27 protein-coding genes are annotated in these 25,670 nt (G+C 71.9%); 10 read left to right on the top strand and 17 right to left on the bottom strand.

Going from position 1 to position 25,670, the window contains the following annotated elements:
• The 7 genes from ACQP17_RS28795 to ACQP17_RS28765 all read right to left on the bottom strand — a co-directional run bounded on the left by ACQP17_RS28795 (position 1) and on the right by ACQP17_RS28765 (position 6,920).
• A complete protein-coding gene (locus ACQP17_RS28795) occupies positions 1–576 on the bottom strand; it encodes a hypothetical protein (protein ID WP_433858886.1) in 576 nt (191 codons plus the stop codon).
• The gene (locus ACQP17_RS28790; RefSeq protein WP_189097710.1) at positions 573–1,694 is read right to left on the bottom strand and encodes an ROK family glucokinase; all 1,122 of its coding nucleotides are present in this window, start codon (positions 1,692–1,694) and stop codon (positions 573–575) included. The genes ACQP17_RS28795 and ACQP17_RS28790 overlap by 4 nt, the downstream gene beginning before the upstream one ends.
• 199 nt (positions 1,695–1,893) lie before the next feature.
• Positions 1,894–2,703, bottom strand: a complete 810-nt coding sequence (locus ACQP17_RS28785) for an ATP-binding cassette domain-containing protein (RefSeq protein WP_433858885.1) — start codon at positions 2,701–2,703, stop codon at positions 1,894–1,896.
• Positions 2,700–3,755: an ABC transporter permease gene (locus ACQP17_RS28780; RefSeq protein WP_364879757.1), complete on the bottom strand. Its 1,056-nt coding sequence runs from the start codon at positions 3,753–3,755 to the stop codon at positions 2,700–2,702. The genes ACQP17_RS28785 and ACQP17_RS28780 overlap by 4 nt, the downstream gene beginning before the upstream one ends.
• Positions 3,752–4,726, bottom strand: coding sequence for a sugar ABC transporter substrate-binding protein (locus ACQP17_RS28775; protein ID WP_433860032.1), 975 nt, complete (start codon positions 4,724–4,726; stop codon positions 3,752–3,754). The genes ACQP17_RS28780 and ACQP17_RS28775 overlap by 4 nt, the downstream gene beginning before the upstream one ends.
• 224 nt (positions 4,727–4,950) lie before the next feature.
• Positions 4,951–5,967 (bottom strand): substrate-binding domain-containing protein, encoded by a 1,017-nt coding sequence (locus tag ACQP17_RS28770; protein ID WP_433858884.1) that lies wholly within the window; start codon positions 5,965–5,967, stop codon positions 4,951–4,953.
• Between the two features lie 233 nt (positions 5,968–6,200).
• Positions 6,201–6,920, bottom strand: coding sequence for a GntR family transcriptional regulator (locus tag ACQP17_RS28765; protein ID WP_433860031.1), 720 nt, complete (start codon positions 6,918–6,920; stop codon positions 6,201–6,203).
• Between the two features lie 228 nt (positions 6,921–7,148).
• Here ACQP17_RS28765 and ACQP17_RS28760 point away from each other — a divergent pair, with 228 nt between their 5' ends.
• On the top strand, positions 7,149–7,526 hold the full coding sequence (locus ACQP17_RS28760; RefSeq protein WP_433858883.1) for a VOC family protein: 378 nt from the start codon (positions 7,149–7,151) through the stop codon (positions 7,524–7,526).
• Between the two features lie 85 nt (positions 7,527–7,611).
• Here ACQP17_RS28760 and ACQP17_RS28755 read toward each other — a convergent pair whose 3' ends face one another.
• The 3 genes from ACQP17_RS28755 to ACQP17_RS28745 form a co-directional block, all read right to left on the bottom strand.
• On the bottom strand, positions 7,612–8,442 hold the full coding sequence (locus ACQP17_RS28755; protein WP_433858882.1) for a transporter substrate-binding domain-containing protein: 831 nt from the start codon (positions 8,440–8,442) through the stop codon (positions 7,612–7,614).
• 159 nt (positions 8,443–8,601) lie between these two features.
• Positions 8,602–9,270, bottom strand: coding sequence for a bifunctional 4-hydroxy-2-oxoglutarate aldolase/2-dehydro-3-deoxy-phosphogluconate aldolase (locus tag ACQP17_RS28750; RefSeq protein ID WP_433858881.1), 669 nt, complete (start codon positions 9,268–9,270; stop codon positions 8,602–8,604).
• A gap of 418 nt (positions 9,271–9,688) precedes the next feature.
• Positions 9,689–10,141: a ribonuclease domain-containing protein gene (locus ACQP17_RS28745; RefSeq protein WP_433858880.1), complete on the bottom strand. Its 453-nt coding sequence runs from the start codon at positions 10,139–10,141 to the stop codon at positions 9,689–9,691.
• Between the two features lie 340 nt (positions 10,142–10,481).
• Between ACQP17_RS28745 and ACQP17_RS28740 the strand changes: the two genes are divergently transcribed.
• The 4 genes from ACQP17_RS28740 to ACQP17_RS28725 all read left to right on the top strand — a co-directional run bounded on the left by ACQP17_RS28740 (position 10,482) and on the right by ACQP17_RS28725 (position 12,996).
• Positions 10,482–10,871, top strand: a complete 390-nt coding sequence (locus tag ACQP17_RS28740; RefSeq protein ID WP_433858879.1) for a VOC family protein — start codon at positions 10,482–10,484, stop codon at positions 10,869–10,871.
• 104 nt (positions 10,872–10,975) lie between these two features.
• Complete coding sequence (locus ACQP17_RS28735; RefSeq protein ID WP_433858878.1) at positions 10,976–11,602, top strand: helix-turn-helix domain-containing protein; 627 nt, start codon at positions 10,976–10,978, stop codon at positions 11,600–11,602.
• 38 nt (positions 11,603–11,640) lie between these two features.
• Entirely contained in the window at positions 11,641–11,829 is a 189-nt protein-coding gene (locus ACQP17_RS28730) for a DUF6126 family protein (protein ID WP_433858877.1), read from the top strand.
• A gap of 486 nt (positions 11,830–12,315) precedes the next feature.
• Positions 12,316–12,996 (top strand): transcriptional regulator, encoded by a 681-nt coding sequence (locus ACQP17_RS28725; protein ID WP_433858876.1) that lies wholly within the window; start codon positions 12,316–12,318, stop codon positions 12,994–12,996.
• An 80-nt stretch (positions 12,997–13,076) separates the two neighbouring features.
• Here the strand turns inward: ACQP17_RS28725 and allB are convergent, their stop codons facing one another.
• Positions 13,077–14,420 (bottom strand): allantoinase AllB, encoded by a 1,344-nt coding sequence (gene allB / locus ACQP17_RS28720; protein WP_433858875.1) that lies wholly within the window; start codon positions 14,418–14,420, stop codon positions 13,077–13,079.
• Positions 14,421–14,887: 467 nt separating this feature from the next.
• On the opposite strand from allB, the gene ACQP17_RS28715 reads away from it, so the two are divergent.
• Entirely contained in the window at positions 14,888–15,685 is a 798-nt protein-coding gene (locus ACQP17_RS28715; RefSeq protein ID WP_364879746.1) for an IclR family transcriptional regulator, read from the top strand.
• A gap of 31 nt (positions 15,686–15,716) precedes the next feature.
• On the opposite strand, the gene ACQP17_RS28710 is transcribed toward ACQP17_RS28715, so the two are convergent.
• A complete protein-coding gene (locus ACQP17_RS28710) occupies positions 15,717–16,007 on the bottom strand; it encodes a DUF5955 family protein (RefSeq protein WP_433858874.1) in 291 nt (96 codons plus the stop codon).
• Positions 16,008–16,520: 513 nt separating this feature from the next.
• On the opposite strand from ACQP17_RS28710, the gene ACQP17_RS28705 reads away from it, so the two are divergent.
• The 4 genes from ACQP17_RS28705 to ACQP17_RS28690 all read left to right on the top strand — a co-directional run bounded on the left by ACQP17_RS28705 (position 16,521) and on the right by ACQP17_RS28690 (position 20,141).
• Positions 16,521–16,745 carry a hypothetical protein gene (locus ACQP17_RS28705; RefSeq protein ID WP_433858873.1) on the top strand — a complete coding sequence of 75 codons (225 nt, stop codon included), beginning with the start codon at positions 16,521–16,523 and terminating at the stop codon, positions 16,743–16,745.
• 187 nt (positions 16,746–16,932) lie between these two features.
• A complete protein-coding gene (locus ACQP17_RS28700) occupies positions 16,933–17,511 on the top strand; it encodes a nucleotidyltransferase family protein (RefSeq protein WP_433858872.1) in 579 nt (192 codons plus the stop codon).
• Between the two features lie 277 nt (positions 17,512–17,788).
• The gene (gene aceB, locus ACQP17_RS28695; RefSeq protein ID WP_433858871.1) at positions 17,789–19,417 is read left to right on the top strand and encodes a malate synthase A; all 1,629 of its coding nucleotides are present in this window, start codon (positions 17,789–17,791) and stop codon (positions 19,415–19,417) included.
• Between the two features lie 169 nt (positions 19,418–19,586).
• Positions 19,587–20,141 (top strand): TetR/AcrR family transcriptional regulator, encoded by a 555-nt coding sequence (locus ACQP17_RS28690; RefSeq protein ID WP_433858870.1) that lies wholly within the window; start codon positions 19,587–19,589, stop codon positions 20,139–20,141.
• A gap of 123 nt (positions 20,142–20,264) precedes the next feature.
• Here ACQP17_RS28690 and ACQP17_RS28685 read toward each other — a convergent pair whose 3' ends face one another.
• The 5 genes from ACQP17_RS28685 to uraD form a co-directional block, all read right to left on the bottom strand.
• Complete coding sequence (locus ACQP17_RS28685; RefSeq protein WP_433858869.1) at positions 20,265–21,725, bottom strand: nucleobase:cation symporter-2 family protein; 1,461 nt, start codon at positions 21,723–21,725, stop codon at positions 20,265–20,267.
• A gap of 282 nt (positions 21,726–22,007) precedes the next feature.
• The gene (locus tag ACQP17_RS28680) at positions 22,008–23,411 is read right to left on the bottom strand and encodes an 8-oxoguanine deaminase (protein WP_433858868.1); all 1,404 of its coding nucleotides are present in this window, start codon (positions 23,409–23,411) and stop codon (positions 22,008–22,010) included.
• A gap of 247 nt (positions 23,412–23,658) precedes the next feature.
• Positions 23,659–24,606: a factor-independent urate hydroxylase gene (pucL, locus tag ACQP17_RS28675; protein WP_433858867.1), complete on the bottom strand. Its 948-nt coding sequence runs from the start codon at positions 24,604–24,606 to the stop codon at positions 23,659–23,661.
• Between the two features lie 7 nt (positions 24,607–24,613).
• Complete coding sequence (gene uraH, locus ACQP17_RS28670; RefSeq protein ID WP_433858866.1) at positions 24,614–25,021, bottom strand: hydroxyisourate hydrolase; 408 nt, start codon at positions 25,019–25,021, stop codon at positions 24,614–24,616.
• A complete protein-coding gene (gene uraD / locus ACQP17_RS28665; protein ID WP_433860030.1) occupies positions 25,018–25,530 on the bottom strand; it encodes a 2-oxo-4-hydroxy-4-carboxy-5-ureidoimidazoline decarboxylase in 513 nt (170 codons plus the stop codon). The genes uraH and uraD overlap by 4 nt, the downstream gene beginning before the upstream one ends.
• Positions 25,531–25,670 lie beyond the last annotated feature (140 nt).

Raw genomic sequence — 25,670 nt, 5'->3', positions numbered from 1 at the left:
TCAGAACTTCACCGTGGAAACCGTGTAGACCACCGGATGCCCGGGCTCGTCATAGCTGACCATGATCCGCTGTGAGGGGCGGGGTGGCCGGTCCGTGGTGGTGGCGCCCGCCCAGGGGAGGTCGTCGTCGAATTCCCAGCCGACCTTGGAGGCCTGGCCGGGTGGGATGGTGTGGTGTTCCTTCTTCAGGGCGGCGGTGCTGGTGCCGATGGCGTTGAGGTAGTGCTCCAGGCCCCAGTCGTTGGTGCGGAACTGGACGAACAGCGAGCTGGTCTGCCAGGAGTTGGTCTCGTAGTAGTAGACCGGGGTGGAGCCGATGGGGACCGGGACGTTGTAGATGCGCTGCTGGACCTTGGAGGGGAAGGCGTTGGTCAGGCCGGTGGCGGCGGCCTCGGCCTCCTTGCCCTCGCCGCTGTCGCGGCTCTGCTCGGCGGAGATCACGATGTAGCCGGCCGGGATGGCGATCAGCAGGAAGACGATCAGCGCCATCAGTACGGGGCGGCGGCGCTTGACGCGGGGCGGCTGCTGGTCGGGGGCCGGGTCGTCGTGCAGGGGGTGCAGGTCGGTGTCGGTCATCGGCGGCCGGTCCGTTCGTAGCGCTCGTACCGCTCGACGCGGCGGCGGTTGGCGCGCCGGAAGCGGCGGGCCACCAGCCGGGCCAGGTCGGCGGCGCCGACCATGCCGGCCTCGGGTCCCAACTGGGCCTTGGCGATGGTGGCTTCGGGTCGGTAGCCGCGGCCGGTGAGGTGGCGCCGGAAGGCGTCGCGGGCCGGGGCGATCAGCAGGTCGTCGGCGGCGCTGACGCCTCCGCCGATGACGAAGCAGGAGGGGTCGAGGGCGGCGGCGAGGTTGGCGATGCCGACGCCGAGCCACTGGCCGATGTCCTGGAGGAGCTCGACGCACATCGCGTCGCCCTCCCGGGCCAGCTCGGTGATCAGCGGTCCGGTGATGTCGCCGATCTGCCCGCCGACCCGCTCGATGATGTTGTACGCGACCGGGGAGTCGGCGGCGGCCAGCTCGCGGGCCTCGCGGACCAGGGCGTTGCCGGAGCTGTACTGCTCCCAGCAGCCGCGGTTGCCGCAGGGGCAGCGGTGGCCGCTGGGGACGACCTGCATATGGCCGAATTCACCGGCCACGCCGTACTTGCCGCGCTTGACCGCGCCGTCCTCCAGGATCGCGCCGCCGATGCCCGTCCCGAGCGTGATCATGACGAGGTGGTCCTCGCCGCGGCCGGCGCCGAAGCGCCACTCCGCCCAGGCGGCGGTGTTGGCGTCGTTGTCGACCATGACCGGCACCGCGAGGCGGCCGGCGAGGCGGTCCCGCAGCGGTTCGTTGCGCCAGTTCAGATGCGGGGCGAAGAGGACCTTGCTGCGGTCCGCGTCGACCCAGCCGGCGGCGCCGATGCCGACCGCGTGGACGTCGTGCCGGTCGGAGAGGTCGAGCACCAGCTCGGTGATGGTGTCCTCGACGACCCTGGGGCTCTTGGACTTGTCCGGCGTCTCGGTGCGCACCCGCTCCAGGATGGTGCCGTCGGCGTCCACCACGCCCGCCATGACCTTGGTGCCGCCGATGTCGATGCCGACGGTGGGCACCCGGGGGGCGGTCAGATGCGAGCGCCGCTCGCGGGTGCCGACCGTGCGCAGCACGGTGGCCCGGGCGGATCCGCGGTGTACCCGGTCGCGGTACATGCTCATCGACCCACCTCTTCGCCGTCGCGGCGGCTGTGTGCGCGCAAGAGTCGTCTCGTCCCTGCGGGTCTCGGGAGGCCGGGGCCTCGATGTGCTGGTTCGCTGCGATTGTGCATCACCGGCGGCGTCCGGCGCATCGCGACGGACAGTGATGCGCCCCGCACAGCTCGGAGGCGGTGCGGGGCGGGGCATCTCCCACGGGTGCTCAGTCGGGCCGGTGACCTCCGGGAAATTCCGGGGTCGCGGTGCGGGCCAGCTCGTGGCTGAGCTGCTCCAGCTCGCTGCCGCCCGCCATCTGCCGGGTCAGCTCCTCCAGGGTGATCTCCGATTTCGCGTGGCTGCCGGCCATCGCGCCGCGCTTGAGGAGCACGAAGCGGTCACCGACGAGGTAGGCGTGGTGCGGGTTGTGGGTGATCAACACCACGCCGAGCCCGGCGTCCCGCGCGGCCGCGACGTACTTGAGGACGACGCCGGACTGCTTGACGCCGAGCGCCGCCGTCGGCTCGTCCAGTACGAGGACCTTGGCACCGAAATAGACGGCCCGGGCGATGGCGACGCACTGCCGCTCGCCGCCGGAGAGGGTGCCGATGGGCTGGTCGACGTCGCGCAGGTCGATGCCCATCCGCAGCAGCTCGCTGCGGGTGGTCTCGCGCATGGTGCGGACGTCGAGCCGCTTGAAGGGGCCCACGCCGGTGGTCGGCTCGGAGCCGAGGAAGAAGTTCCGCCACACCGGCATGAGGGGGACCACGGCGAGGTCCTGGTAGACGGTGGCGATCCCACGGTCCAGGGCCTCGCGCGGGGAGGACAGGGTGGTCTCCTCCCCGTCGATGGTGAAGGAGCCCGCGTCGTGCCGGTGCAGCCCTGCGATGATCTTGATCAGGGTGGACTTGCCGGCGCCGTTGTCGCCGAGCACACAGGAGATCTCCCCCGCGTGCACCTCCAGGGACACCCCCTCCAGAGCCCGGACGTTGCCGTAGTACTTGCTGACGTCGGCCAGCTCGACCAGCGCTGTCATGCCTTTTCCTCCGCCCGCTTGCGGACCCATGCGTTCAGGAGTGTGGCGAGCAGCAGCATCGCGCCGAGGAAGAACTTGTACCAGTCCGGGTTCCACTGCGCGTAGACGATGCCCTTGCTCGCCATGCCGAAGATGAAGGCGCCGACGGCCGCGCCGATCGCCGAGCCGAAGCCGCCGGTCATCAGGCAGCCGCCGACCGCCGCCGCGATGATGTAGAGGAACTCGTTGCCCACGCCGTCGCCGGACTGGATCGCGTCGTACGAGAACAGCAGGTGCTGGCCGGAGACCCAGGCGGCGAAGGCGACGCCCATGTACAGGCCGATCTTGGTCTTGGTGACCGGGACGCCCACCGCCCGTGCGGCATCGGCGTTGCCGCCCACCGCGAAGATCCAGTTGCCGACGCGGGTGCGCAGCAGGATCCAGGTGGCGACGGCGACCAGGACGAGCCACCACAAGATGGTGATCTGGATGTCGACGCTGCCGAGGGTCAGATGCGAGGCGAAGAGCGCGCGGGCCGAGTCGAAGCCCTCCATGTCGGCGATGGACTTCGTCGAGACGGTGCCGTCGATCAGCTTGGTGAAGCCGAGGTTGAGGCCGGTCAGCATGAAGAAGGTGCCGAGCGTGATGATGAAGCTGGGCAGCTTCGTACGGGTCAGCAGCACCCCGTTGAACGCCCCGATGGCCAGGGTCACCAGCAGCGACACCCCGACGCCGACCCAGGTGTTGGCGGTCATCTGGTAGCTGAACATCGAGGAGATCAGCGCCGAGCTGACGACCATGACACCGGCCGACAGATCGAACTCCCCGCCGATCATCAGCAGCGCCACCGGCACGGCCATGATGCCGATCGTGGAGGACGCGTAGAGCACCGTGGAGAGGCTGGAGGCCTGCAGGAACGGTTCGGCGACGATCGAGAAGAAGAGGAAGACGGCGACGGCTCCGACGACCGAGCCCAGTTCGGGCCGGCCCATCAGCCGGCGCGCCAGGGAGCGGTGCAGCAGCCGTTCGTCGCCCTTGGCGGGCTGCGCCGGGGAGGTCTCGGTCCGGCTCATCGCGTCCCCCGCTTCGTGTAGTCCTGCAGTGCGGCGGCGTCCTTCTTGGTGATCACCTGGGGTCCGGTGAGCACCGGCTTGCCGCCGCCGAGGACATCGGAGTTGTACTTGTAGAGCCACAGCAGGTCGACGGCCTCGTAGCCCTGGAGGTAGGGCTGCTGGTCGACGGCGAAGCCCAGGGAGCCGTCCTTGAGCCCGGTCGCGACCTGGGCGTTGAGGTCGAAGGTGTCGACCTCGGCCTTGCTGCCGGCCTGCTCCCTGGCCTTGACGGCGGTGTCGGCGAACGGGGCGCCGAGGGTGACGACGGCGTCGATGCCCCGGTCCGACTGGAGCTTGGACTCGATGGAGGACTGCACGTCGGGCATGTTGGTGCCCTCGACGTACAGCTTCTGCAGATCGCCCTTGAAGGTCTTCTTGGCGCCGTCACAGCGCTGCTCGTGGCCGACGTTGCCCTGCTCGTGCAGCACGCACAGGGCCTTCTTGCGGCCGCGCTTGTTCAGCTCCTCGCCGACCGCCTCACCGGCCACGGTCTCGTCCTGGCCGATGTGGCTGAGCGCGCCGAAGGCCTTGGACTCCTCGGCGCCGGAGTTCACCGTGATCACCGGGATGCCGGCCTTCTCGGCCTTGGCCACCACGTCCTTCATGGCGTTGGGCTTGGCCAGCGAGACGATCAGCCCGTCGACCTTCTGGTCGATGTAGGACTGCACCAGCTCGCTCTGCCGCTGGGCCTCCTTGTCGTGCCCGTAGAGGAACTTGATGTTGTCCTTGGCGGCGGCCTGCTTGGCACCGTTCTGGACGATGTCCCAGAAGGTATCGCCGTCCCCCGAGTGGGTGACCATCGCAAACGTCCACCGGGGGGTGTTGACCGCGGCCTTGCCGCCGGCCGCCTGGGCGGCGCGCTCGTCCTCCGCGCGCTTGCCTCCGGTGCTGCTGCACCCCGCCAGGGAGGCGCCGAGCACCGCCGCCAGCACAGCGCTGACGACGCGTCCCCTTCTTCGAACCCGTGCCACGAGGACTCGCCCTTCCCGCTGATGCCGCCGTGTCGGCCGCGTTGGTTGTATTCGCTGTCCGGATTGCCCGGTCTGCACCGGTGGGACGCCATGGGGCGGCACCGGTCGGGCCGGATCAACCGGCCAAGTATCCGTTACCGGTGATCTGTCCCGGTTCATGGGGTGGCCCCCTCCGCACCGGGGCCTCACCGGGTACCCCGCCCGGTGTACTCGGTGAGCTTCGGCACGTCCTTCGCGGTGACCAGCGCGGGCCCGGTGAGCACCGGCTTGCCACCGCCGAGCACATCGGCGTTGGTCCGGTGCAGCCACAGCAGGTCCACCGCTTCGTAGCCCTGGAGGTAGGGCTGCTGGTCGACGGCGAAGGTGACGTCCTTGGCCTTGAGCAGCTTGACCACGGCGGAGTTCAGATCGAAGGTCGCGATCTTCGCGGAGCTGCCGGCCTGCTCCCTGGCCTTGACCGAGATCGCCGCCATCGGCGCACCGAGCGTGACGATCGTGTCGAGGGACGCGTCGGCCTGCAGCTTCGCCTCGATCGAGGACTGCGAGGCCGGCGCGTTGGTGCCGTCGACATCAAGGTTCTCGAGCGTCCCGCGGAACGCCTTGCGGACACCCGCGCAGCGGTCCTCCAGGGACACGTTGCCCTGCTCGTGCACGACGCACAGGACCTTCTTGGCGTGCCGCCGGTTCAGCTCGTCGCCGACCGCGCGGCCGGCCACCGACTCGTCCTGGCCGATGTGCGCCAGCGCCCCGTACGCCCGGGAGAACTCACCCCCGGAGTTGATGGTGACGACGGGTATCCCGTGGGCCACGGCCTTGCGGACGGCCGCCCGGACGGCCTCGGGCTTGGCGAGGGTGACGATCAGCCCGTCCACCTTCTGGTCGATGTACGACTGGATCAGCGCGGCCTGCTGGGCGCCCTCCTTGTCGTGGGCGTAGAGGAACTTCACGTGGTCCTTGGCGGCCGCCCGCTCCGCGCCGTTCTGCACGATGTCCCAGAAGGTGTCGCCGTCGCCGGAGTGGCTGACCATCCCGATCGTCAGGTGCGGGGCACCCTTGCCCGCTCCGTCGCCGGTCTCCGGGGAGCCCTGGGCGCCGGCGGCGCCGCATCCGGTGGCCAGCGCGAGGGTGGTCAGTAAGGCGGCGGCCCTGCGCACCGTGCTGCCGCGGACAGTGCGGGGACTCGCCGAACGCACGCCGTTCATCGTGGGACCGCCTTTTCTCCCGGCCGCCGGAATGCGGTTGGAGGAGTTTGTAACGGCGCGCACGGAGCCACGTCAATACTTTGTCAGAACATTCTGACGAAGAGGGCCGCCGACGGCCCGACAGGCCGGTGCATCACGGGTGATATCGACCGGCCGACGGCCCACGGAACGACGCGCGGAGCCCCGTCCGGCGCCGCTCCGGGACACCCCGCGGGGGCTCGTGCGCCGACCGCTCAGGGACGGACCAGCAGCTGGAATTCGAAGGCGTAACGGGACGCGCGGTAGACGTGCGAGCCGAACTCGACCGCCCGCCCGGTGTCGTCGAACGTGGTCCGCTGCATGGTGAGCAGCGGGGCGCCCTCCGGCTCGTCGAGCCGGGCGCCCTCCTCCGTGGTCGCGGCGCGGGCGCCGACGGCCTGGCGGGCGCTGTGCAGGGTGATGCCGGCCGACCGCATCAGGCGGTAGAGGCCGGTCTCCTCCAGCGCGGCGGTCTCCAGCGGGAGCAGCCCCGCCGGCAGGTGGTTGCGCAGATGCGCGACCGGCTCGCCGTGCGTCAGCCGCAGCCGCTCGACCAGCGCGACCTCCGCGCCCTCGGCGATCCCCAGCGCGGCGGCGACCTCGGCGTCGGCCTCGGTGATGGTGTTCAGCAGGACCCGGGTGGCCGGCTTCTGTCCGGCCGCCTCCAGGTCGTCGTAGAGGCTGCTCAGCTCCAGCGGCCGCTTGACCTGGCTGTGGACGACCTGGGTGCCGATGCCGCGGCGGCGCACCAGCAGGCCCTTGTCGACCAGCGACTGGATGGCCTGCCGGACCGTCGGCCGGGACAGCCCCAGCCGGCCGGCCAGCTCGATCTCGTTGCCGAGCAGGCTGCCGGGGGCCAGCTCGCCGTTCTCGATCGCGGCCTCCAGCTGCTGGGACAGCTGGAAATACAACGGGACCGGACTGCTCCGGTCCACGCTGAACTGAACGGTGCTCCCGGCGCCCGGGGCGTCTTGACTCTCGCGTTTCCCCACGCTCGCGAGCGTATCCGCCCGGGCAGATGACGGGAAGTCCGGAGGTCACATTGTCCGGACAAGGGCGGGTGAGGGGCGCTGCGGGCCGCCGCGCGGCAGAATCCGGTCCGTCGCCCCCGCTGCCGCCCCTGGGCCCGGCAGCGGCCCGTCTCCCGGCCCGAAGGAGCGCCCGTGTCCGTACGCCGCGTCGTCCCCGACCTCCAGTGCGACGCCCTGGAGGAGAACCGCACGTTCTACGGCCTGCTGGGGTTCGAGGAGGTGATGAACCACGGCTGGGTGATGACCCTGGCCTCCCCCGCCCAGCCCGCCGCCCAGCTCACCTTCCTCACCCACGACGCGACCGCCCCGGTCGTCCCCGACCTGAGCATCGAGGTCGACGACGTGGACGCGGCCTACGCCGCCGTCCGCGGCTCCGGGGCGCGGATCGTCCGGCCCCTCCAGGACGAGGAGTGGGGCGTGCGCCGCTTCTTCGTCGAGGACCCGAACGGCCGGGTGGTCAATATCCTGGGGCACCGGGCACCGGCCGGTGACGGCGGCGCCGGCGGCTGACCGCCCGCGGGCCGGCCGGGGCCTCAGCCGGCCCGGCCCCCCGCCGCCCGCGTCCTCGTGCCGTTCCGTCACCGGCGCCGCCGCGTCATCGCGTCATCCAGGCGTCCTCGTACTTCCGGTACGTGCCGTCATGGGTGGCCAGGTGCACCCACTGGTCCACATAGGCCTTGAACTCGTTGTCGCCGCGGGGCAGCGCGTAGGCCTTCTCGGAGAACGTGTAGGGCTTGTCCGGGTGCAGCGAGCAGAGTTCCGGGTGGATCCGGGCCTGGTAGCGGGTCTCACTGGCGTCGGTCATCATCACGTCCGCCCGTCCCGCGAGGATCTCGTCGAAGATCGTGGTGTTGTCCCGGTGCACCGTGAGGGTGGCGTGCTTCAGATGGGAGCGGGCGAACTCCTCGTTCGTCCCACCGGGGTTGACGACGACCCGGGTGCCGGGCCGGTCGATCTGCCGCAGGGTCGCGTACTTGCCCTTGTCCGTGCAGCGCACCAGCGGCGTCTTGCCGTCGGTACGGGTCGGGGCGCTGAAGTAGACGGAGCGGGCACGCGGGAGGGTGACGGAGACCCCGCCCATGGCGATGTCGCAGCGGCCGGCCGACAGGTCACCGACGAGCCGTGCCCAGGTGGTGGGCACATAACGCGGCCTGGCGTCGAGGCTCTTGGCGAGGTCGCGGGCCATGTCGATGTCCACACCGCGGTAGCTGCCGTTCTTGGGGTCGCGGTAACTGAAGGGCGGGTAGTCGCCGGTGGTGCAGACCCGCAGCACCCCGCGCCGCGGGACGGCGTCGAGGGCCGAGGTCGTCCCCGCGGCCGGGGAGGCGGTCCCTCCGCCCCTCGCGGCGGCACCCGAGGCCGCCGGGGCGGTGGCGCTGACGGCGAGCAGGCAGGCGAGGGCGGAGAGGGCGGCGGCGCGCTTCATCAGGGCTCCTGGGACTCCGGTACGCGGCGGCGGGGCACACGGGGGAAGCTCTCAGCGTGGCAGAGCCGTGGTGCCGGTGCACCCCTTGAGCGGCCGGTGGAACGACCGCGGAGGCCCGGACGACCGCGGGGGCCCGGACGGCGGCGGGGTGCGCGGACTTCAGTCCTCGAAGAGCTCCGCGCCGCCCCGCATCGCCGGACGGCCGGGGGCGGCCTCTTCAAGACGGACGAGGAGGTCCGCGGCGCGCTTGGCGACGGTGTCCCGGTCCCCCTCGGAGAGTGCCGTGCCCATCCCGACGGCGACGGCGCCCGCGGCGATCCACTCCGGCGCGCTGTCGACCGTCACGCCGCCCGTCGGCAGCACCGGCATCTGCGGCAGCGCGGCCCGGACCTCCGTCAGCCAGGACGGGTCGTGCGCCGAGGCGGGGAACAGCTTGACCGCGTCCGCGCCGAGTTCGAGGGCACGGACCATCTCGGTCGGCGTCGAGACGCCGGGGAAGACCGGCACGCCATAGCGGTGGCCGGTGCGGATGACCTCGGCGTCCAGGCTGGGCGAGACCAGGTAGCGGGCGCCCGCGTCGACCGCCATCCGCGCCGAGGCGCCGTCAAGGACCGTGCCCGCGCCGATGACCGCGTCGTCACCGAGTTCCCGGGAGAGCGTGGTGACCGCCTCCAGCGCGAAGGGCGTGGTCAGGGATATCTCCAGGCTCGTGATGCCGGCTGACAGCAGGGTGTCGGCGGTGGCGCTCGCCTCGTCATAGGTCCTGCTGCGGACGATGGCGAAAACGCGCTGCGCCAGTGCTGCCCGGGTGATCTCCCAGCGATACACGGCAGTTCGCCGTCCTTCCTTGTCTCCGACACTGCATGCCGTCCGGCACCTGGCCCACGACGGACAGGGCACGTTCCGGGACGAGTCCCGGCAGCCGACCTCACAGGGCCTATTTCCGCCGATGCCCGCCCGCTCCTCGTTTCTGCCGAAACGCTACCGGGAACCACTGACAATCCTCTCTCGGGGGTGCGCCCCGTGCGCCCCTTCTGCCGAGAATGGGAACAAGTGGCAGGTCGCAGGGGGCGCACAGCACAGCGGCGGCCGGGGTGCGTAGGCACCCCGGCCGCCGTGGGCTCCGGGCAACGGGCCCGATGGACCTGTTACTCGAGTGGTGTGTGATGTCAGCGTTTCCGCCGTGTGGTGTGGTGCCGCTCCGCCGTACGTCCGGTACGGCTAACGGCCTGACGGCCTTGCGGGCTCAACAGCCGCGGTCGACGAGGTCGAACGACGAGTAGTGGTCGGCGGTGTAGTAGTCCTCGTCCTTCTTCTTGCCGGCCACGATGCGGCGCGCGCCGCGGTCGGGCGAGCCCGGCGTGACGACGGTGTACTCGTGGTAGTACTCGCCGTCGCTCTGGTCCGGCAGGGCGTGCTCGCGGTTGTCGAAGACCGTGCCGTCCTTCGGGTAGGGGTAGGGCCCGCCCTTCGCGATCAGGTCGAGGGTGTCATGGGCCTGTGAGGGCAGCTTGGAGTAGCAGACCTTGCCGATGTCCGCGGCGTCCGCGGCCGCCTCGTGCACCGTCGTGGCGTACGAGGTGGCCGTGTGCGTCGTGGCGACGGCAGGGGTGGCGGCGACCGCGGTCCCGCCGATGAGAAGGGCCGAAGCGAGGGCGCCCGCGGCGCCGATCCTGGTGATCCGTGGGGGGATTCTCATGCCTCTCAGGATGACGCGCGTAGACATGATCCTGTCAATCCCAAACGGCCGAAGTTTTCCGGGAGTTCACACGGCCCCCGCAATTGAGGTGAATGCGACGTAGCGTCAGAAGCCTTTCCGGAAAGGCCTTTTCGCTCTCGGGAAACCGAGGCCCCGCCGGGCGTCCGCCCAGGCCGGTGCGGTGCCGGGCGGGCGCCGGCGAGCCGCCCCGGCGTCAGGAGGACGGCGGCCGCGCCGGTTTCGGGTTGAATTCAGGGGTTGAACGGGATCGGTCCGAGTGCGGCGCACGCGGGCCACAGCCGGACCGCGCCGGTCCGGCGCACATCACGGGAGGTTGCCCATGCGGGTCAAGGACTTCGATCACCTGGTGCTGACGGTGCGGGACGTGGAGCGCGCGCTCGCGTTCTACAGCGGGCCGCTCGGCCTGGAGACGGTCCGGGAGGAGGAGTGGCGGGCCGGTGACGCCCCCTTCCCGTCGGTGCGGATCAGCCCGGGCACGATCATCGATCTGGTGGCCGGCGACCCGGGCGGCGGCTCCAACGTCGACCACCTCTGCCTGGTCGTCGAGCCGCTGGACTGGCAGGAGGTCATCGACTCGGGGCGGTTCACCGTGCTGGAGGGCCCGGTCGGCCGGTACGGGGCACGGGGCATGGCGCAGTCGATCTACGTCGAGGACCCGGACGGCAACACCGTCGAGCTGCGCTGGTATCCGCAGGACGCCGGGGAGTGAGCCCGGGCGGCGCCACCGGGCGGTGAGCCCGTCCGGGCCCGGAGGGCTTTTGCCTGAGAGGCAAATCTTTTGCCCCGGAGGCGGGGCCTCGCTATACCGGTGACATGACCGAGCTCCCCGACGAGCCCTCCGGCACCCCGCCGGAAGCACTGTCCACCGTCGCACCGCGACTTCGTGACCTGCGGCGGCGCAGTGGACTCACGCTGGAGACCGCGGCCCGGCTGGTGAGCCTGTCGCCCGCGCACCTCTCACGGCTGGAGACCGGCCGGCGGCAGCCGTCGCTTCCGATGCTGCTGGCGCTGGCCCGCACCTACGGCACGACGGTATCCGACCTGCTCGGTGAGACCGCACCGGAGCGGGACCCGATCGTGCGGGCCGGGCGCACCGAACCGTCGCGGGCCGGCGGCTGGACGTACTGGACGGTGGGCGGCGCCGGGCGGGCGATGCAGGCGCTGCGGGTGCATGTGCCGCAGCGGGCGCAGGGCGAGCTGGTGCGGGTGCACCCCGGCGAGGAGTGGCTGTACGTCCTCGACGGGCGGCTGCGGCTGACGCTCGGTGCGGCGGTGCATGTGCTGGATCCGGGGGACGCGGCGCACTTCGATTCGCTGACCCCGCACCGGATCGCCGCCGCCTCCCAGGGCGGGGTGGAGCTGCTGTTCGTCCACACCCTGCTGCAGAGCGGCGCCGCCGAACTCTGCCTCGGTGACGACGTGCGGCGCCGCGGGCTGTGAGCCCCGGCGCCGCTCCTGACGGAAGGACCGGATGCGTCATGTCCGATCGGATCGCCCCTGCCACTCCCCCGCCGGCGGACCAGCCACCCGAGGCACCGGCCGCCCGGCCGTACGTCGAGAACAAGCCACCCCGCGGGATGTATGTGCGGGTGTTCATCTACGTCGTCGCGACCCATGTGCTGCTGGCCTTCATGAGTCTCCTGGTGGTCATCGCCAAAACGCGGTGACGCGGTGACGGACCGCCCGGGGTGGCACGGGCAGCGGGTGCGGGGGTGGGCCTCCATCCCCCAAAGACGCGGCGCGGTCCGTGGTGGTGCCGCGGCCGTGCGACGCGGCCGGCCCCGTGGCGTGGATCGAGGTGGGTACGAGCGGTGTCCGGAGCACGATCGGCGTCTCGGCCGGTGTGTGTACGCGGCTTGCGGCAGGGGGCGGTGCGCTTGAGGCCGTACGGCTCCACCGGCGGGAGCAGGCGGTGGTCCCCGAGGTCAATGAGGTGATTTCGCATTGAGCGGCGGGGGCGCGCGGACGGTCGCGCCCGCGACGACGCGGTATGCCGGGCGGCCCGGCGCGCGGTCGCGCTCCGCCGGTCCGGGGCCGCGGAGGGGGCGGTCCGCTTCCCCCGGACGCACCGGCGTCAGCACGCCCTGTGCCGGTCTCCCGCGCCCTAATCTGAGGCCCCGGCCACCGCCCTCGCCCCGGAGGAGACCGACACCATGGCCCGATGCGCTCCCGAAGCCCCCCGCCCGACCGCGGTCGCCGTGCTCGACGACGCGGTCCGGGTGCTCGCCCCGGACACCGACGCCAACCGGCTGGTCGCACGGATCGAGGCGGGGACGGCGCCGCGCTCGGTGTTCGCCACCTTCGCCCTCGAACAGCACCAGGTGATCGCCACCGACCGGCTCAGCTTCCAGCATCTGGCGCGGCGGGCGGACGGCGATCCGCCGGTGGCCGACTTCTTCGACCTGCTCGCCCAGGGGGAGGCACACGCCCTGAAGCAGCTGGCCGGGCTGGCGGACGCGTGTGAGCTGACCGAGCGGGAGATCGCCGGCTACCGGCCGCGCCCGGGCTGTCAGGCGTACCCGTCCTACGCGGCGCGGCTCGCCCTCGGCGGCGAACCGGCCGATGTGACGATCGCGCTGACCGCCAACTTCGCCGCCTGGGGCGCCACCTGCGCGACCGTCGAGGCCGCGATGCGCGAGCACTACGCCTTCCCGGAGGCGGCCCGGGCCTTCTTCGGGTTCTTCGCCGAGCCGGCGCCGGCCGTCGGGGAGCAGGCCCGCATGGCGGTGCAGCACGGCCTCGACACCGGCCAGGCGCAGCCGGCCCTGGCGCACCGCTACGGCCGCCTCCTCCAGGCGTACGAGCTGATGTTCTGGGACACCGTGGCGGACTGACCCGTCGCACCGCCCCGCACCCCGCCCGGCGGAGAGCCGGGGCACGCGGCAGTGGCCGCGGGGTGGTTCGGCGACCGCGGCTATCCGCGCCGCGGGCGTTCCAGCAGTGTGCCCGTGGGCTCGGTGAGGGTGGCGCCGTCGTTGATCTGCCGGCCGCGCAGCCAGGTGGAGCGCACGACGCCGTGCAGGGTCTTCCCGGCGTACGCGGTGATCTTGTTGCGGTGCTGGAGGGCCTGCGGGTCGACGGTGAAGGTCTCCTCGGGGGCGAGGACCGCGAAGTCCGCGTCCCGGCCGGGCTCGATGGCGCCCTTGCGGCCGAGGCCGGCGAGCGCCGCCGGGGCGGTGGACATCCAGCGCACCACGTCGTCGAGACCGTGCCCGCGCGCCCGGGCCGCGGTCCAGATGGCGGGCAGGCCCAGCTGGAGGGAGGAGATGCCGCCCCAGGCCGCGCCGAAGTCGGCGGTCTTGAGGTCGGCGGTGGAGGGCGAGTGGTCGGAGACGACGCAGTCGATGGTGCCGTCGGCCAGGCCCTGCCACAGCGCGTCCTGGTTGCCGGCCTCGCGGATCGGCGGGCAGCACTTGAACTCCGTCGCCCCGTCCGGGACTTCCTCGGCGGTCAGGGTCAGGAAGTGCGGACAGGTCTCGACGGTGATCCGGACGCCCTCGCGGCGGGCGGCGGCGATCATCGGCAGCGCGTCGCCCGAGGACAGGTGCAGCACATGCACCCGGGCGCCGAGCCGTTCGGCGAGCACGATCAGCCCGGCGATGGCGTCGTTCTCGGAGATCCGGGGGCGGGAGGCGAGGAAGTCGGTGTACTTGGGGCCGTGCGGTGCGGGCGCCGCGTCCAGGTGGCCCGGGTCCTCGGCGTGCACGATCAGCAGTCCGTCGAAGCCGGCGATCTCGCCCAGGGCGGCGGCCAGTTGCTCCTGGTCGACCGCGGGGAACTCGTCCACACCGGAGGGCGACAGGAAGCACTTGAAGCCGAAGACCCCGGCGTCGTGCAGCGGGCGCAGCTCCTTGACGTTGCCGGGGATCGCGCCGCCCCAGAAGCCGACGTCGACATGGGCCTTGCCGCGGGCCACCGCGCGCTTGGTGTCGAGGTGGGCCGTGGTGGTCGTGGGCGGCAGACTGTTGAGCGGCATGTCGACGAGGGTGGTGATCCCGCCGGCCGCGGCCGCGCGGGTGGCGGTCCAAAAGCCCTCCCACTCCGTGCGGCCGGGGTCGTTGACGTGCACGTGGGTGTCGACCAGGCCGGGCAGCAGGGCGTCGTCGCCGCAGTCCACCACCCGCGCTCCGGCCGGGGCCGGGGCGTCGTACGGCAGCACCGCGGCGATCGTGCCGTCCTGGACGGTGACGGTCGCGGCGCGCGTGCCCTGCGGGGTGACGACGCGTGTGGAGCGCAGCACCAGCTCTGGTTCGGACACCCGGTCCCCTCCTCGTATCGTGCTTCTGGCTTCGGCCGGCGGCGCGTGCGGCGTACGGCCGACGGGGCGGACGGCGAGACGGCCCTGGACGTGTCCGCACGGGCGCCGGGCACGGGATTCAACAGTCTGTTGAATGAGTCTTCATCCCGGACCCCGACCCGTCAAGACCCCACGGCCGCCGCCCGCCGCGCCTCCCCGGAAGCACTCCATCGCCGCAGGCGGTTCCATGGAACGGATAGAGAGTTCCACCCAGCAGAACGCGACCGGGGGCATCGGTGCCACCCGGAGCACCCCGCCCGAAGGGGACCCGGCGGGTCGCGGCTCGGGACGCACGGGGCCTGACCGGCGGGAACGAGTGTGCGCGAGGCCGTGTGCCGGGGCAAGGGGACCGGTAGGCTGCTCCGATCGGGCCCGGCGCCCGTGCGCCCTGCCGAGACCGATCCGCCCCGCCCCGAAAGGAACGCGACGTGCCGTCGTCCAGCGCCAGCACCTCCGCCGCCGAAGCCAAGCCCGCCGGCGGCGGCGTCCAGTCCCTCGAGCGCGCCTTCGACCTGCTCGAGCGGATGGCCGACGCCGGTGGAGAGGTCGGCCTGAGCGAGCTCTCGGCCAGCAGCGGACTGCCGCTGCCCACCATCCACCGGCTGATGCGCACGCTCGTGGCCTGCGGCTACGTCCGCCAGCAGCCCAACCGCCGCTATGCGCTCGGCCCCCGGCTGATCCGGCTCGGCGAGAGCGCCTCGCGGCTGCTGGGCACCTGGGCCCGGCCGTTCCTCGCCCGCCTGGTCGAGGAGACCGGCGAGACCGCCAACATGGCGCTGCTCGACGGCGACGAGATCGTCTATGTCGCCCAGGTCCCCTCCCGGCACGCGGTCCGGATGTTCACCGAGGTCGGCCGGCGGGTGCTGCCGCACTCCACCGGCGTCGGCAAGGCCCTGCTGGCCGACCACCCGCCGGAGGAGGTCCGCGCACTGCTCGGCCGCACGGGCATGCCCGCCGCCACCGAGAAGACCCTCACCGACCCCGACCGCTTCCTTGAGGCGCTGGCCGAGGTCCGCCGCCTGGGCTACGCGGTCGACGACAACGAGCAGGAGATCGGCGTCCGCTGCCTGGCGGTGCCGGTCCCCAACTCCCCCACCTCCGCGGCGATTTCCATCTCCGGTCCGACCGGCCGGGTCTCGGAGGCCGCGACCGAGAAGATCGTGCCGGTGCTCCAGGACGTCGCGGCGCAGCTCTCGGTGGCACTGGCCAACCAGACGCCGGCCTAGCCTCCGCCGCGCAGCCGGAGCCGCCCCGCGGTCAGCGGGTGCGCGGCAGCGCGCCGAACCGGTCGATGCCCTCGCGCACTTCGGTCAACGCGGACGACAGGGCGCTCACCGATCCGACCGCCCCGGCGATCAGCAGCAGCGAGCGCCGCAGCCGGGGCACCTCGGGCAGGCCGTGGCTCACCATCGCGTCCAGGGCGGCCAGCTCGTCGTCCGCGGCCGCCCGGTCCATCAACTCGCCTGGTAGCAAGGCCAGTTGACGGCGCAGCCGGGCCACCGCCCCGCGCAGTTCATGGACCCGCGGGTCACCCTCGACCCCGGTCATTCGTCTGTCACTCTGCAGCTGTTCCACCACGACGGCGTCCTCCGTGGCCGTTGCCCGACCCGCGATGCGGGACAGTTAACGCCACTCTGCGCTTCCCGCGCCATACGGAGAGCGAAAAAAGACCGATCACTGGCGGGATTCGCCCGGCGGCAATCCGGACGGCGCACCCGGCGGATGCGCCGCCCGCACGCCCGCTCACGCCCCTGACCTCCCGGAATCCCCCTCCGATCGCACCCCGTCGCGCCGCACATGAAGACCGAAAGGCGTCACGGTCGCCGGGCCCGCGGGGGCCGCGCCCCACCTCCCCGCTCGCGCACGGCGCGGACGGCCGGGGCACCCCCGGAACATGCCCGTCACGCGATACCCGAATTCGATGTGATCATGCGTCAGCACATGCGTTCACCAGGCCACCCTTTGGCGTGGGCACACCCGGGACGAGGCGTACGGCACGGCGTGATGGAGCATTCTCCCTTTCAAGGAAATATCCGGCATATCACTGGATCGGAGAATGTCATGGAGCCCCACTCCGGCCCCGACACCGGCTCGAACCAGCGTCGGGTCAGCGTCGTCCAACTCATCTGCCGCGCCTACGGCCTGTCCGACGCCTCGGAAATCACGCTGGAGCACATACACCGTTACGTCGCCGAGCACCGGGAAGAGGAGGAGCGAACTCCCCCGCGGCGCGAGCGGTTCCGGCCGTACATCCCGCGCCCGCGCGCGTCGGACGACGCCGCCTGAGCGACGGGCCGCGCCCCACGGTGCCATGAGGTATGCAGTCCCCATGGCACCGACAGCACCGAAGGACCCGAACAATCCGAGAGATCCGCGAGGCCCGGGTGATCCGGGTGATCCGGGTGATCCGGGTGAACAGCCGCCCCGCGTCCGGCCGGACGCCCCGACGGAGGGGACGGGGAGGGGCGGGCGGGTGGCCGGTCTGCTGCTCGCCGCGGGCGGTGGGCGGCGCCTGGGGGGACGGCCCAAGGCGCTGCTCGACCACCGGGGCCGGCCGCTGGTCGAGCACGCCGCGCGGGCCCTGCGGGAGGGTGGCTGCGACCCGGTCCACATCGTGCTCGGCGCGGCGGCCGACGCGGTGCGCGAGCGAGCCGATCTGACGGGCTATCACCTCTGGAGCAACCCGGACTGGGCGGACGGCATGGGCTCGTCGCTGCGGGTGGGGCTGGCCGCGCTGGCAGGGTCGGGGGCGGACGCGGTCGTGGTGTCCCTGGTGGACCAGCCGGGCATCGGCGCCGCGGCGGTGGCGCGGATGGTGGCGGCGTACGACGGCAGCCACGCACTCGCCTCCGCCGCCTACGACGGGCGGCGCGGCCACCCGGTCCTGTTCGGCGCCGCGCGCTGGGCGGACATCGCCGCCACCGCAACGGGTGACCGCGGTGCGCGCGCCTACCTCCGCACGCATGCGGACGCCCTCACTCTGGTCGAGTGCGCCGATGTGGCCGCGCCCTACGACATCGACACCCCGGAGGATCTGAGCCGCCTGGAGTGACCCCGCGCGCCGGCGGACGGCCGTCGTCCGGGAAGCGGGAGTGAGGGAGAGTGACCGCGGTGGCACCGGGAGTCATTCGATCTACGGGTGTGTCGAGCCGGAGAATCTCGACATCAACAAACCATTGAACTTCCGCGATAAGGAAACTAGTCTCCACTGGTCAGAAGCGCCCTGAACCCAGACGGCGCCCGCGACCGCGTTCCGGGGCCCGCGGCACCCCGTGCCGCCCGGCGTCCCCGTGGCCGTTGGGCACCGCCGATGAATGGAGTGACAGCTCATGTCCGCACCAGCGCCGTCCCCGCTGGCCATCGTCGAAGTCGACCCCGCGCACACCCCCGAACGGCAGGACGAGGTCCTCACCGACGCCGCGCTCGCCTTCGTCGCCGCACTGCACCGGCGGTTCACCCCGCGCCGGGACGAGTTGCTCGCCCGCCGCGCCGAGCGCCGGGACGAGATCGCGCGCACCAGCACGCTGGACTTCCTGCCGCAGACCGCGCAGGTCCGGGCCGATGACAGCTGGCGGGTGGCCGAGGCGCCCGCCGCGCTCAACGACCGCCGGGTGGAGATCACCGGCCCCACCGACCGCAAGATGACCATCAACGCGCTCAACTCGGGCGCCAAGGTCTGGCTCGCCGACTTCGAGGACGCCTCGGCCCCGACCTGGGAGAACGTCATCTCGGGTCAGCTGAACCTCATCGACGCCTACGAGCGGCGCATCGACTTCACCGACCCGGCGTCCGGCAAGTCCTACGCGCTCAAGCCCGCCGGCGAGCTCGCCACCGTCGTGATGCGGCCGCGCGGCTGGCATCTGGACGAGCGGCACCTGCAGGTCGAGGGCCGGCCGGTGCCCGGCGCGCTGGTCGACTTCGGGCTCTACTTCTTCCACAACGCCAAGCGGCTGCTGGAGCTCGGCAAGGGGCCGTACTTCTATCTGCCGAAGACCGAGTCGCACCTGGAGGCCCGCCTCTGGAACGACATCTTCGTCTTCGCCCAGGACCAGCTCGGCATCCCGCAGGGCACGGTGCGCGCCACCGTCCTGATCGAGACCATCACCGCCGCGTACGAGATGGAGGAGATCCTCTACGAGCTGCGCGACCACGCCTCGGGGCTGAACGCCGGCCGCTGGGACTACCTCTTCTCCATCGTCAAGAACTTCCGGGACGGCGGCGCCAAGTTCGTGCTGCCCGACCGCAACGCGGTGACGATGACGGCCCCGTTCATGCGCGCCTACACCGAACTCCTCGTCCGCACCTGCCACAAGCGCGGGGCGCACGCGATCGGCGGGATGGCCGCGTTCATCCCCAACCGCCGTGACCCCGAGGCCAACGAGCAGGCACTCGCCAAGGTCAAGAACGACAAGGACCGCGAGGCCGGTGACGGTTTCGACGGCTCCTGGGTCGCCCACCCCGACCTGGTCCCCATCGCCCGTGCCTCGTTCGACGCGGTGCTCGGGGACCGGCCGCACCAGAAGGACCGGCTCCGCGAGGACGTCGACGTCAAGGCCGCCGATCTGATCGCGATCGACTCCCTCGACGCCAGGCCCACCTACCAGGGCCTGATCGACGCCGTCCAGGTCGGCACCCGCTACATCGAGGCCTGGCTGCGCGGCCTGGGCGCCGTCGCCATCTTCGGCCTGATGGAGGACGCCGCCACCGCCGAGATCTCCCGCTCCCAGATCTGGCAGTGGGTCGACGCCGGTGTCGTCTTTGAGAACGGGGAGCGGGCCACGGCCGAGCTGGTGCGCCGGGTCGCCGCCGAGCAGCTGGCCGCGATCCGCGCCGAGGTCGGCGAGGACGCCTTCACCGCCGGCCGCTGGCAGCAGGCTCACGACCTGCTGCTGCGGGTCGCGCTGGACACGGACTACACGGAGTTCCTGACGCTGCCCGCCTACGAGCTGCTGGACTGACACCCCGCACCCGTCCCACCCGGGGGCCGGTACGGACCGCTGCGGCGCGGTTCGTACCGGCCCGTCGCGTCGCGGCCCGGCGCTCCCCGCCACTACGTCTACAGTGTCTGGCCACCGCACACGGCACACGCGGGGCACGGACACGGGCACGGCACGAAGGGCGCACGGGGTGGCACGACGGCGGGAGCAGGTCCTGGACGCGGGGATCCGGGTGCTGGGCGACGAGGGTGCGCGACGGCTGACCTATCAGGCCGTGGACGCCGCGGCGGGCGTCCCCTCCGGCACCGCCTCCAACTACTTCCGCAACCGGGCGGCCCTGATCGAGGGCATCGTCGGCCACCTCCAGGAGCTGGAGCGCCGCGACTGGGAGGCCTTCGCCGCGGCGGCCGCCCCGGCCGACGCGGGGGAACTCGCCGACGCCGTCGCCCGGTTCCTGCGGCACGCGACCGGTCCCGAGCGCGCCCGGACCGCCGCCCGCTTCGCGCTGTACCTGGAGTCCACGGCCCGGCCCGCGCTGCGTCCGGCACTCACCCGCGGACGGGAGGCCGTCACCGGCTGGGGCGCGGAGTGGCTGCGGCGCTTCGGCTCGCCGGCGCCCCGGCGGCACTGCGCCATCCTGCTGGACTACATGGACGGCGTCGTCTTCCGTCAACTTGCCTTTCCCGACGAGGACTTCGACCCGGGCCCGGGGCTCCGCGAGCTGCTGGCGGGGTTCCTGGGCTGAGCCCTCGCCGGGTGGACGGCCCAACGGCCCGCAGAGGGAGGGCGGTTGCCGCTCCCGTACGGGCCGTTGCGCGGGCGGACGTCGATGGGCGGACGTCAGCGGGTGGGCGTCAGTGGATGGGCGTCAGTGGGCGGGGGCCGGCGCGGTCTTCCCGGTGACGTCCCCGGTGGCGGCCTCGGTGGCGCGGTGGGGCTGTGGCGGGAGTGCCGCCTCGGCGAGGGCGCCGGAGTCCGCTGCCGGGTCCCCGTCCCTCCTGCCGAAGTGGTGGAAGGCGAGGTTGAGGACGATGGCGACCAGACAGCCGGTGCTGATGCCGGAGTCCAGGACGACCAGCAGGTCCTTGGGCAGGTGGTGGTAGAAGTCCGGGGCGGCGATCGGGATCAGCCCGACACCGACGGCCGCCGCGACGATCAGGGCGTTGTCGCCCTTCTCCATGGCGGCCGAGGCCAGCGTCTGGATGCCGCTGGCGGCCACCGAGCCGAAGAGCACGATGCCGGCGCCGCCGAGGACCGGCAGCGGCACCAGTGAGATCACCGAGGCGGCCACCGGACACAGCCCCAGCACGACCAGGATCAGCCCGCCGGTCGCCACGACGTAGCGGCTGCGCACCCTGGTCATCGCGACCAGGCCGATGTTCTGCGCGAAGGCGCTGTTGGCGAAGCCGTTGAACAGCGGGCTCAGAGCCGTGCCGAGGGTGTCGGCGCGCAGTCCGCCCTCGATGGTGCGCTCGTCCGCCGGGCGGCCGACGATCCTGCCGAGGGCCAGCATGTCCGCCGTCGACTCCGTCATACAGACCAGCATCACGATGCACATGGAGACGATCGCGGCGACGTCGAACTGCGGCGCACCGAAGTGGAACGGCGTCGGGAAGCCGACCGGGGACGCCTTGCCGAGGGCGGAGAAGTGCGTGATGCCGACGGGTATCGCGAGCAGGGTGCCGGCGATCAGCCCGAGCAGGATCGCGATCTGCTGGAGGAAGCCGCGCAGCACCCGGCGCAGCGCCAGCACGATCACGAAGGTCAGCGCGGCCATCCCGATGTTGGTCAGCGAGCCGAAGTCGGAGGCCTGCGGATTGCCGCCCTGGGACCAGTTGAAGGCCACCGGCAGCAGTGAGACGCCGATCAGGGTGATGACGGTGCCGGTGACCACCGGCGGGAAGAACCGTACGAGCTTGGAGAAGTACGGGGCGAGGAAGAAGCCCAGCACGCCGGCGACCAGCACCGCGCCGAAGATGACGGGCAGCGCGTGGCCGGGGCTCTGGGCCTTGCCGATGGCGACCATCGGGGTGACGCCGGCGAAGGAGACCCCGTTGACGAACGGCAGCTTGGCGCCGACCTTCCAGAAGCCCAGCGTCTGCAGCAGCGTCGCGATGCCGGCGGTGAAGAGGCTGGCGCCCATCAGGAACGCGGTTTCGGTGGGGCCGAGCCCACAGGCCGGGCCCACGATCATCGGCGGGGCCACCACACCCGCGTACATCGCGGCCACGTGCTGCAGGCCGCTGGTGAACATCTTCAGGGGCGGGAGGGTCTCGTCGACCGGATGTTTCCGGTCCCCCTCCGACTTCTGCCCGGTCTGTGCGGCCACTGCGGGCCTCCTTCGTTTTCTGCGGCGCCGGGGACGGCGGCGCGAGGCTGTCACGGAGGGCTTGCCATGTGGTGCGTGGCGGAGAAGTCGCCTGGTGAGCGATGCGGGTGGGGGCGCTCGTGGCGCGTGGACGGCGGCGGGGCGGACCGTCCCGGGGGTGCGGGCGAATCCCGTACCCCCGGGGCCGGCGTCGTGGATCCCGCTCGGATCCACGCGCCCGGCCGGGAGCCGTCCCTCCCGGCCGAGTCGGGGTGCGTCGGCCTCGTGATCGCGCCGTGGGGGTCAGTCCCCGGCGGCGATCCGGGCCAGACGCTGCGCCTCGGCCCGCGCGGTGCGGGCGAGGGCGTCCTCGTCGACGTTGCTGAGGCGGTCGTCCTCGACGACCGGCCGGCCGCCGACGAGGGAGAGGGTGACCGGTGCGGGCGGGCCGAAGACCAGGGCCGTGACCGGGTCGGCGATGGAGGAGTGGCCGAGGCCGTCGAGCTTCCACAGCACCAGGTCGGCGAGCTTGCCGGCCTCCAGCGAGCCGATCTCGGCGGTCCGGCCGAGAACCTGCGCACCGCCGTAGGTGCCCAGCCGCAGCGCCTTGCGGGCGTTCAGCGCGGCCTCCCGGTGGGCGCCGAGACGGTTGATCAGCAGGGCGTTGCGCAGCTCGGTGTGGAGTTCGCCGGACTCGTTGGAGGCGGTGCCGTCCACGCCGAGGCCGACCGGGACGCCGGCCGCGAGCATGTCGGGGACGCGGGCGATACCGGCCGCGAGGCGGGCGTTGGAGGAGGGGCAGTGCGCCACGCCGGTGCCGGTGCGGGCGAAGGCGGCGATGTCGGAGTCGTTCATGTGGACGCAGTGCGCCATCCACACCTCGTCACCGAGCCAGCCGGTCGACTCGAAGTAGTCGGTGGGGCCCATGCCGAACAGCTCGTGGCAGAACTTCTCCTCCTCCACGGTCTCCGAGCCGTGGGTGTGCAGCCGCACGCCCTTGCGGCGGGCCAACTCGGCTCCCTGCCGCATGAGTTCGGTGGAGACGGAGAACGGCGAGCAGGGTGCGGCGGCGATGTGCACCATCGAGCCGAAGGAGGCGTCGTGGTGCTTGTCGATGGCCTCTTCGGTGCCCAGGAGGGCGCCCTCGGTGGTCTCGACGGCGAAGTCCGGGGGCAGTCCACCGTCCTTCTCGCTGCGGTCCATGGAACCGCGGGCCAGGGTGATCCGGGCGCCGATCTCGGCGACGGCGGCCAGTTCGGCGGCGACCAGGTCGCCGGCGCCCCGCGGGAAGACGTAGTGGTGGTCGGAGGCGGTGGTGACGCCACCCTTGACCATCATGCCGAGCGAGCCCTGGGTGGCCGCCTTGAGCATCGGGGCGTCGATCCGTGCCCAGGTCGGGTAGAGCGCCACCAGCCAGTTGAACAGGTTGTGGTCGGTGGCCAGGCCCCGGGTGATCCACTGGTAGAAGTGGTGGTGGGTGTTGACCAGGCCGGGCGTGACCAGATGCCCGGTGCCGTCCACCCGGCGGACGACGTGGGCGAGCCCCTCGGGTGCCTTGCCCGGGCCCACCGACTCGATGACGTCGCCGGCGACCACCACATGGCCGGTGGCGTACTCGGTGTCCTGGGCGTCGACGGTCGCGAGGGCACAGTTCTCGATGACGAGGCGCGGTGTCACCGCGCCGTCAGGAGTTGCCGATGCAGCCATGGTGCGTTCCTTCGTTCGGTTCCGGCAGGGAGGGGGCACGGCGGGGCCCCGCGGAATGCGCGTGCCGGAGCCGGGAGGTGCGGCCGGCGGGGGCCGCCGCCCGTGGGGTGCTCCGGGTGCCGAGTGGGGGGACGTCGCGGGCGCGGCCCGGTCGCGGGTGCGGTCGCTGTGCCACGGTTGGCTCCCCTCGGGGTGCGTGCCCCTCCCCGCGCGGGACGGGGAGCGGGCACGGTGTGCGCCGGGGCGCTCAGAGGTTGGTCAGGTCCACCGGGATCAGGGCGTCGGCGCCGTCGCGCAGGACGGTGCCCTCGATCAGGCCGTACGGGCGGTCCGCCGCGTAGTAGACGGCTCCGTCGGGGGTGTCGTTCTTGATGCCGAACGGCTCCAGGTCCACCAGGAAGTGGTGCTTGTTCGGCAGCGAGAAGCGGATCTCGTCGATCTCGGAGCGGCTGTTGATGACGCGCGATCCCATTTGGTACAGCGTCTGCTGGAGGGAGAGGCTGTAGGTCTCCGCGAACGCCTGCAGCAGGTGCTTCTTGACCTGCTCGTACGAACGCTCCCAGCCGGGCATGCGCTGCTCGTCGTCGGTCCAGTTGAACCGCCAGCGGGCGGAGACCTCGGTGGCCAGGATGCGGTCGTAGGCCTCCTTGAGCGTCGTGTACTTGTCCTTGATGTAGCCCCAGAACTCCGAGTTGGTGGAGTTCATGACCACGAGGTCCTTGAGGCCGGAGATGACCTGCCACCGCTCACCGTCGTAGGTGATCTCGGTCAGCCGGGTCTCCTGGCCCTTGCGGACGAAGGAGTGCTTGACCTCGTCGGAGCCGATGAAGCGGGAGTTGGCGTCGGAGGTGGCGATCCGCTCCCAGGCGTACTCCTCGATCCGGATGCGGGCCCGGTGGATCGGCTCCTGGCTGGTGACGAAGTGCCGGGCCAGATGGATGCCGAACTGCTCGGCCGACTCGATCCCGTGCTCCTTGGCGAAGGCGTACACGGTGTTCTTGGTCGTGTCGGTGGGCAGGCAGTGGGCGTTGGAGCCGGAGAGGTGGACCTCTTCCAGGTCGCCGGAGAGCGCGACCGAGACGTTCAGGTCCTTGATGTGGTGGGTGTCCCCCTCGCGGGTGATCTTGACGACGCGGTTTTCCGCTTTGCCGTACTGATTCTGGCCGAGCATCACCGGGCGGGAATGGGCAGTCATGTCGGTGCTAGCTCCCTCGGTATACGGAGTAGCCGAACGGGTTGAGCAGCAGCGGTACGTGATAGTGCTCGCCCGGTGTGACGGCGAAGGTGATCGCCACCTCCGGGAAGAAGACTCCGCTGTCCCTTGCGCGGGGGGCGTCCTGCTGTTCCTCGGCTTGCTGGTGTGCGGTGCTGGATTCGAAGTACTCCTCGACGGCGAAGTCGAGTCGCACGTGGGTGGTGCCGTCCGGCAGCGCCGGAAGGTCCTTGCAGCGTCCGTCCGGGTCGGTGGTGGAGGCGCCGTGGGCGGCCCAGGCGCCGTCGCGGCCGGAGCGCACCGAGAGCGTGAGGGCGACACCCTGTGCGGGGCGGCCCACGCTGGTGTCCAGGATGTGCGTGGACACCGACGTCCGTGCAGCCGTCTCGCCGCTCATGCTGCGTCTCCTTCTGCGTGCGTCGCGATACGGGTGAGCCGAATGCGGTTGATCTTGCCCAGCTCTCCGCGCACGATCTCGCGTTCCGTCTCCGGCGTGTTGCCGATCCGGTGACGGACGGCGTCGCGCATCTGCTCACCGGTGCGTCCGGTGGCGCAGATCAGGAAGACGTGCCCGAACCTCTCCTGGTAGTCCAGGTTGAGGGCGAGCAACTCCGCCTTGAGCGTGTCGGAGGCGCCGGCCATCCCGCTCTGCTCGCGGTGCGAGGCGGCATCGCCCGGCTTCGGCCGGCCGATGGGCGGGTGCCCGGCCATCGCCTCGGCCAGGTCGTCCGCGGTCAGCTCGGCCATGGCGGCGTCGCTGGCGGCGAACAGGGCCTCGGTGGTGGCGTAGGGGCGCCGGGCGAGCATCCGCTCCCCCCAGGTCCGGCTGGCACACACCTCGTGCAGGACGGCCCGGGCCGCCTCGTCGTCGGCGGTGTTGAACCGGCTGAGCCCCGGCGGGGGCACGGGGGTGTCCCCCGTCGAGCGCGGTGAACTCGAAGTCACGGGAAGCCTCCGTGGCAGGGAGATACGGGAGCTTGGCTGGAAACAGCTAAGACCCCCGACCAGACCACGTCAACACTTTGTTGAAATCTGGCCCACACAAA

The organism is Streptomyces kronopolitis (assembly GCF_050953795.1).
GTDB lineage: Bacteria > Actinomycetota > Actinomycetes > Streptomycetales > Streptomycetaceae > Streptomyces > Streptomyces kronopolitis_A.
The sequence above is the reverse complement of the archived record's forward strand: the minus strand, read 5'-3'. Positions and strand labels throughout refer to the sequence as shown.

Bases quoted from the DNA above. Each gene is read 5' to 3' on its own strand.
- ACQP17_RS28745 (WP_433858880.1), bottom strand. From the start codon at position 10,141: ATGAGAATCCCCCCACGGATCACCAGGATCGGCGCCGCGGGCGCCCTC.
- pucL (WP_433858867.1), bottom strand. From the start codon at position 24,606: ATGACTGCCCATTCCCGCCCGGTGATGCTCGGCCAGAATCAGTACGGC.
- ACQP17_RS28780 (WP_364879757.1), bottom strand. From the start codon at position 3,755: ATGAGCCGGACCGAGACCTCCCCGGCGCAGCCCGCCAAGGGCGACGAA.
- ACQP17_RS28785 (WP_433858885.1), bottom strand. From the start codon at position 2,703: ATGACAGCGCTGGTCGAGCTGGCCGACGTCAGCAAGTACTACGGCAAC.
- aceB (WP_433858871.1), top strand. From the start codon at position 17,789: ATGTCCGCACCAGCGCCGTCCCCGCTGGCCATCGTCGAAGTCGACCCC.
- ACQP17_RS28790 (WP_189097710.1), bottom strand. From the start codon at position 1,694: ATGAGCATGTACCGCGACCGGGTACACCGCGGATCCGCCCGGGCCACC.
- ACQP17_RS28725 (WP_433858876.1), top strand. From the start codon at position 12,316: ATGGCCCGATGCGCTCCCGAAGCCCCCCGCCCGACCGCGGTCGCCGTG.
- ACQP17_RS28705 (WP_433858873.1), top strand. From the start codon at position 16,521: ATGGAGCCCCACTCCGGCCCCGACACCGGCTCGAACCAGCGTCGGGTC.
- uraH (WP_433858866.1), bottom strand. From the start codon at position 25,021: ATGAGCGGCGAGACGGCTGCACGGACGTCGGTGTCCACGCACATCCTG.
- ACQP17_RS28710 (WP_433858874.1), bottom strand. From the start codon at position 16,007: ATGACCGGGGTCGAGGGTGACCCGCGGGTCCATGAACTGCGCGGGGCG.
- ACQP17_RS28680 (WP_433858868.1), bottom strand. From the start codon at position 23,411: ATGGCTGCATCGGCAACTCCTGACGGCGCGGTGACACCGCGCCTCGTC.
- ACQP17_RS28730 (WP_433858877.1), top strand. From the start codon at position 11,641: ATGTCCGATCGGATCGCCCCTGCCACTCCCCCGCCGGCGGACCAGCCA.
- ACQP17_RS28755 (WP_433858882.1), bottom strand. From the start codon at position 8,442: ATGAAGCGCGCCGCCGCCCTCTCCGCCCTCGCCTGCCTGCTCGCCGTC.
- ACQP17_RS28740 (WP_433858879.1), top strand. From the start codon at position 10,482: ATGCGGGTCAAGGACTTCGATCACCTGGTGCTGACGGTGCGGGACGTG.
- ACQP17_RS28770 (WP_433858884.1), bottom strand. From the start codon at position 5,967: ATGAACGGCGTGCGTTCGGCGAGTCCCCGCACTGTCCGCGGCAGCACG.
- ACQP17_RS28795 (WP_433858886.1), bottom strand. From the start codon at position 576: ATGACCGACACCGACCTGCACCCCCTGCACGACGACCCGGCCCCCGAC.
- ACQP17_RS28735 (WP_433858878.1), top strand. From the start codon at position 10,976: ATGACCGAGCTCCCCGACGAGCCCTCCGGCACCCCGCCGGAAGCACTG.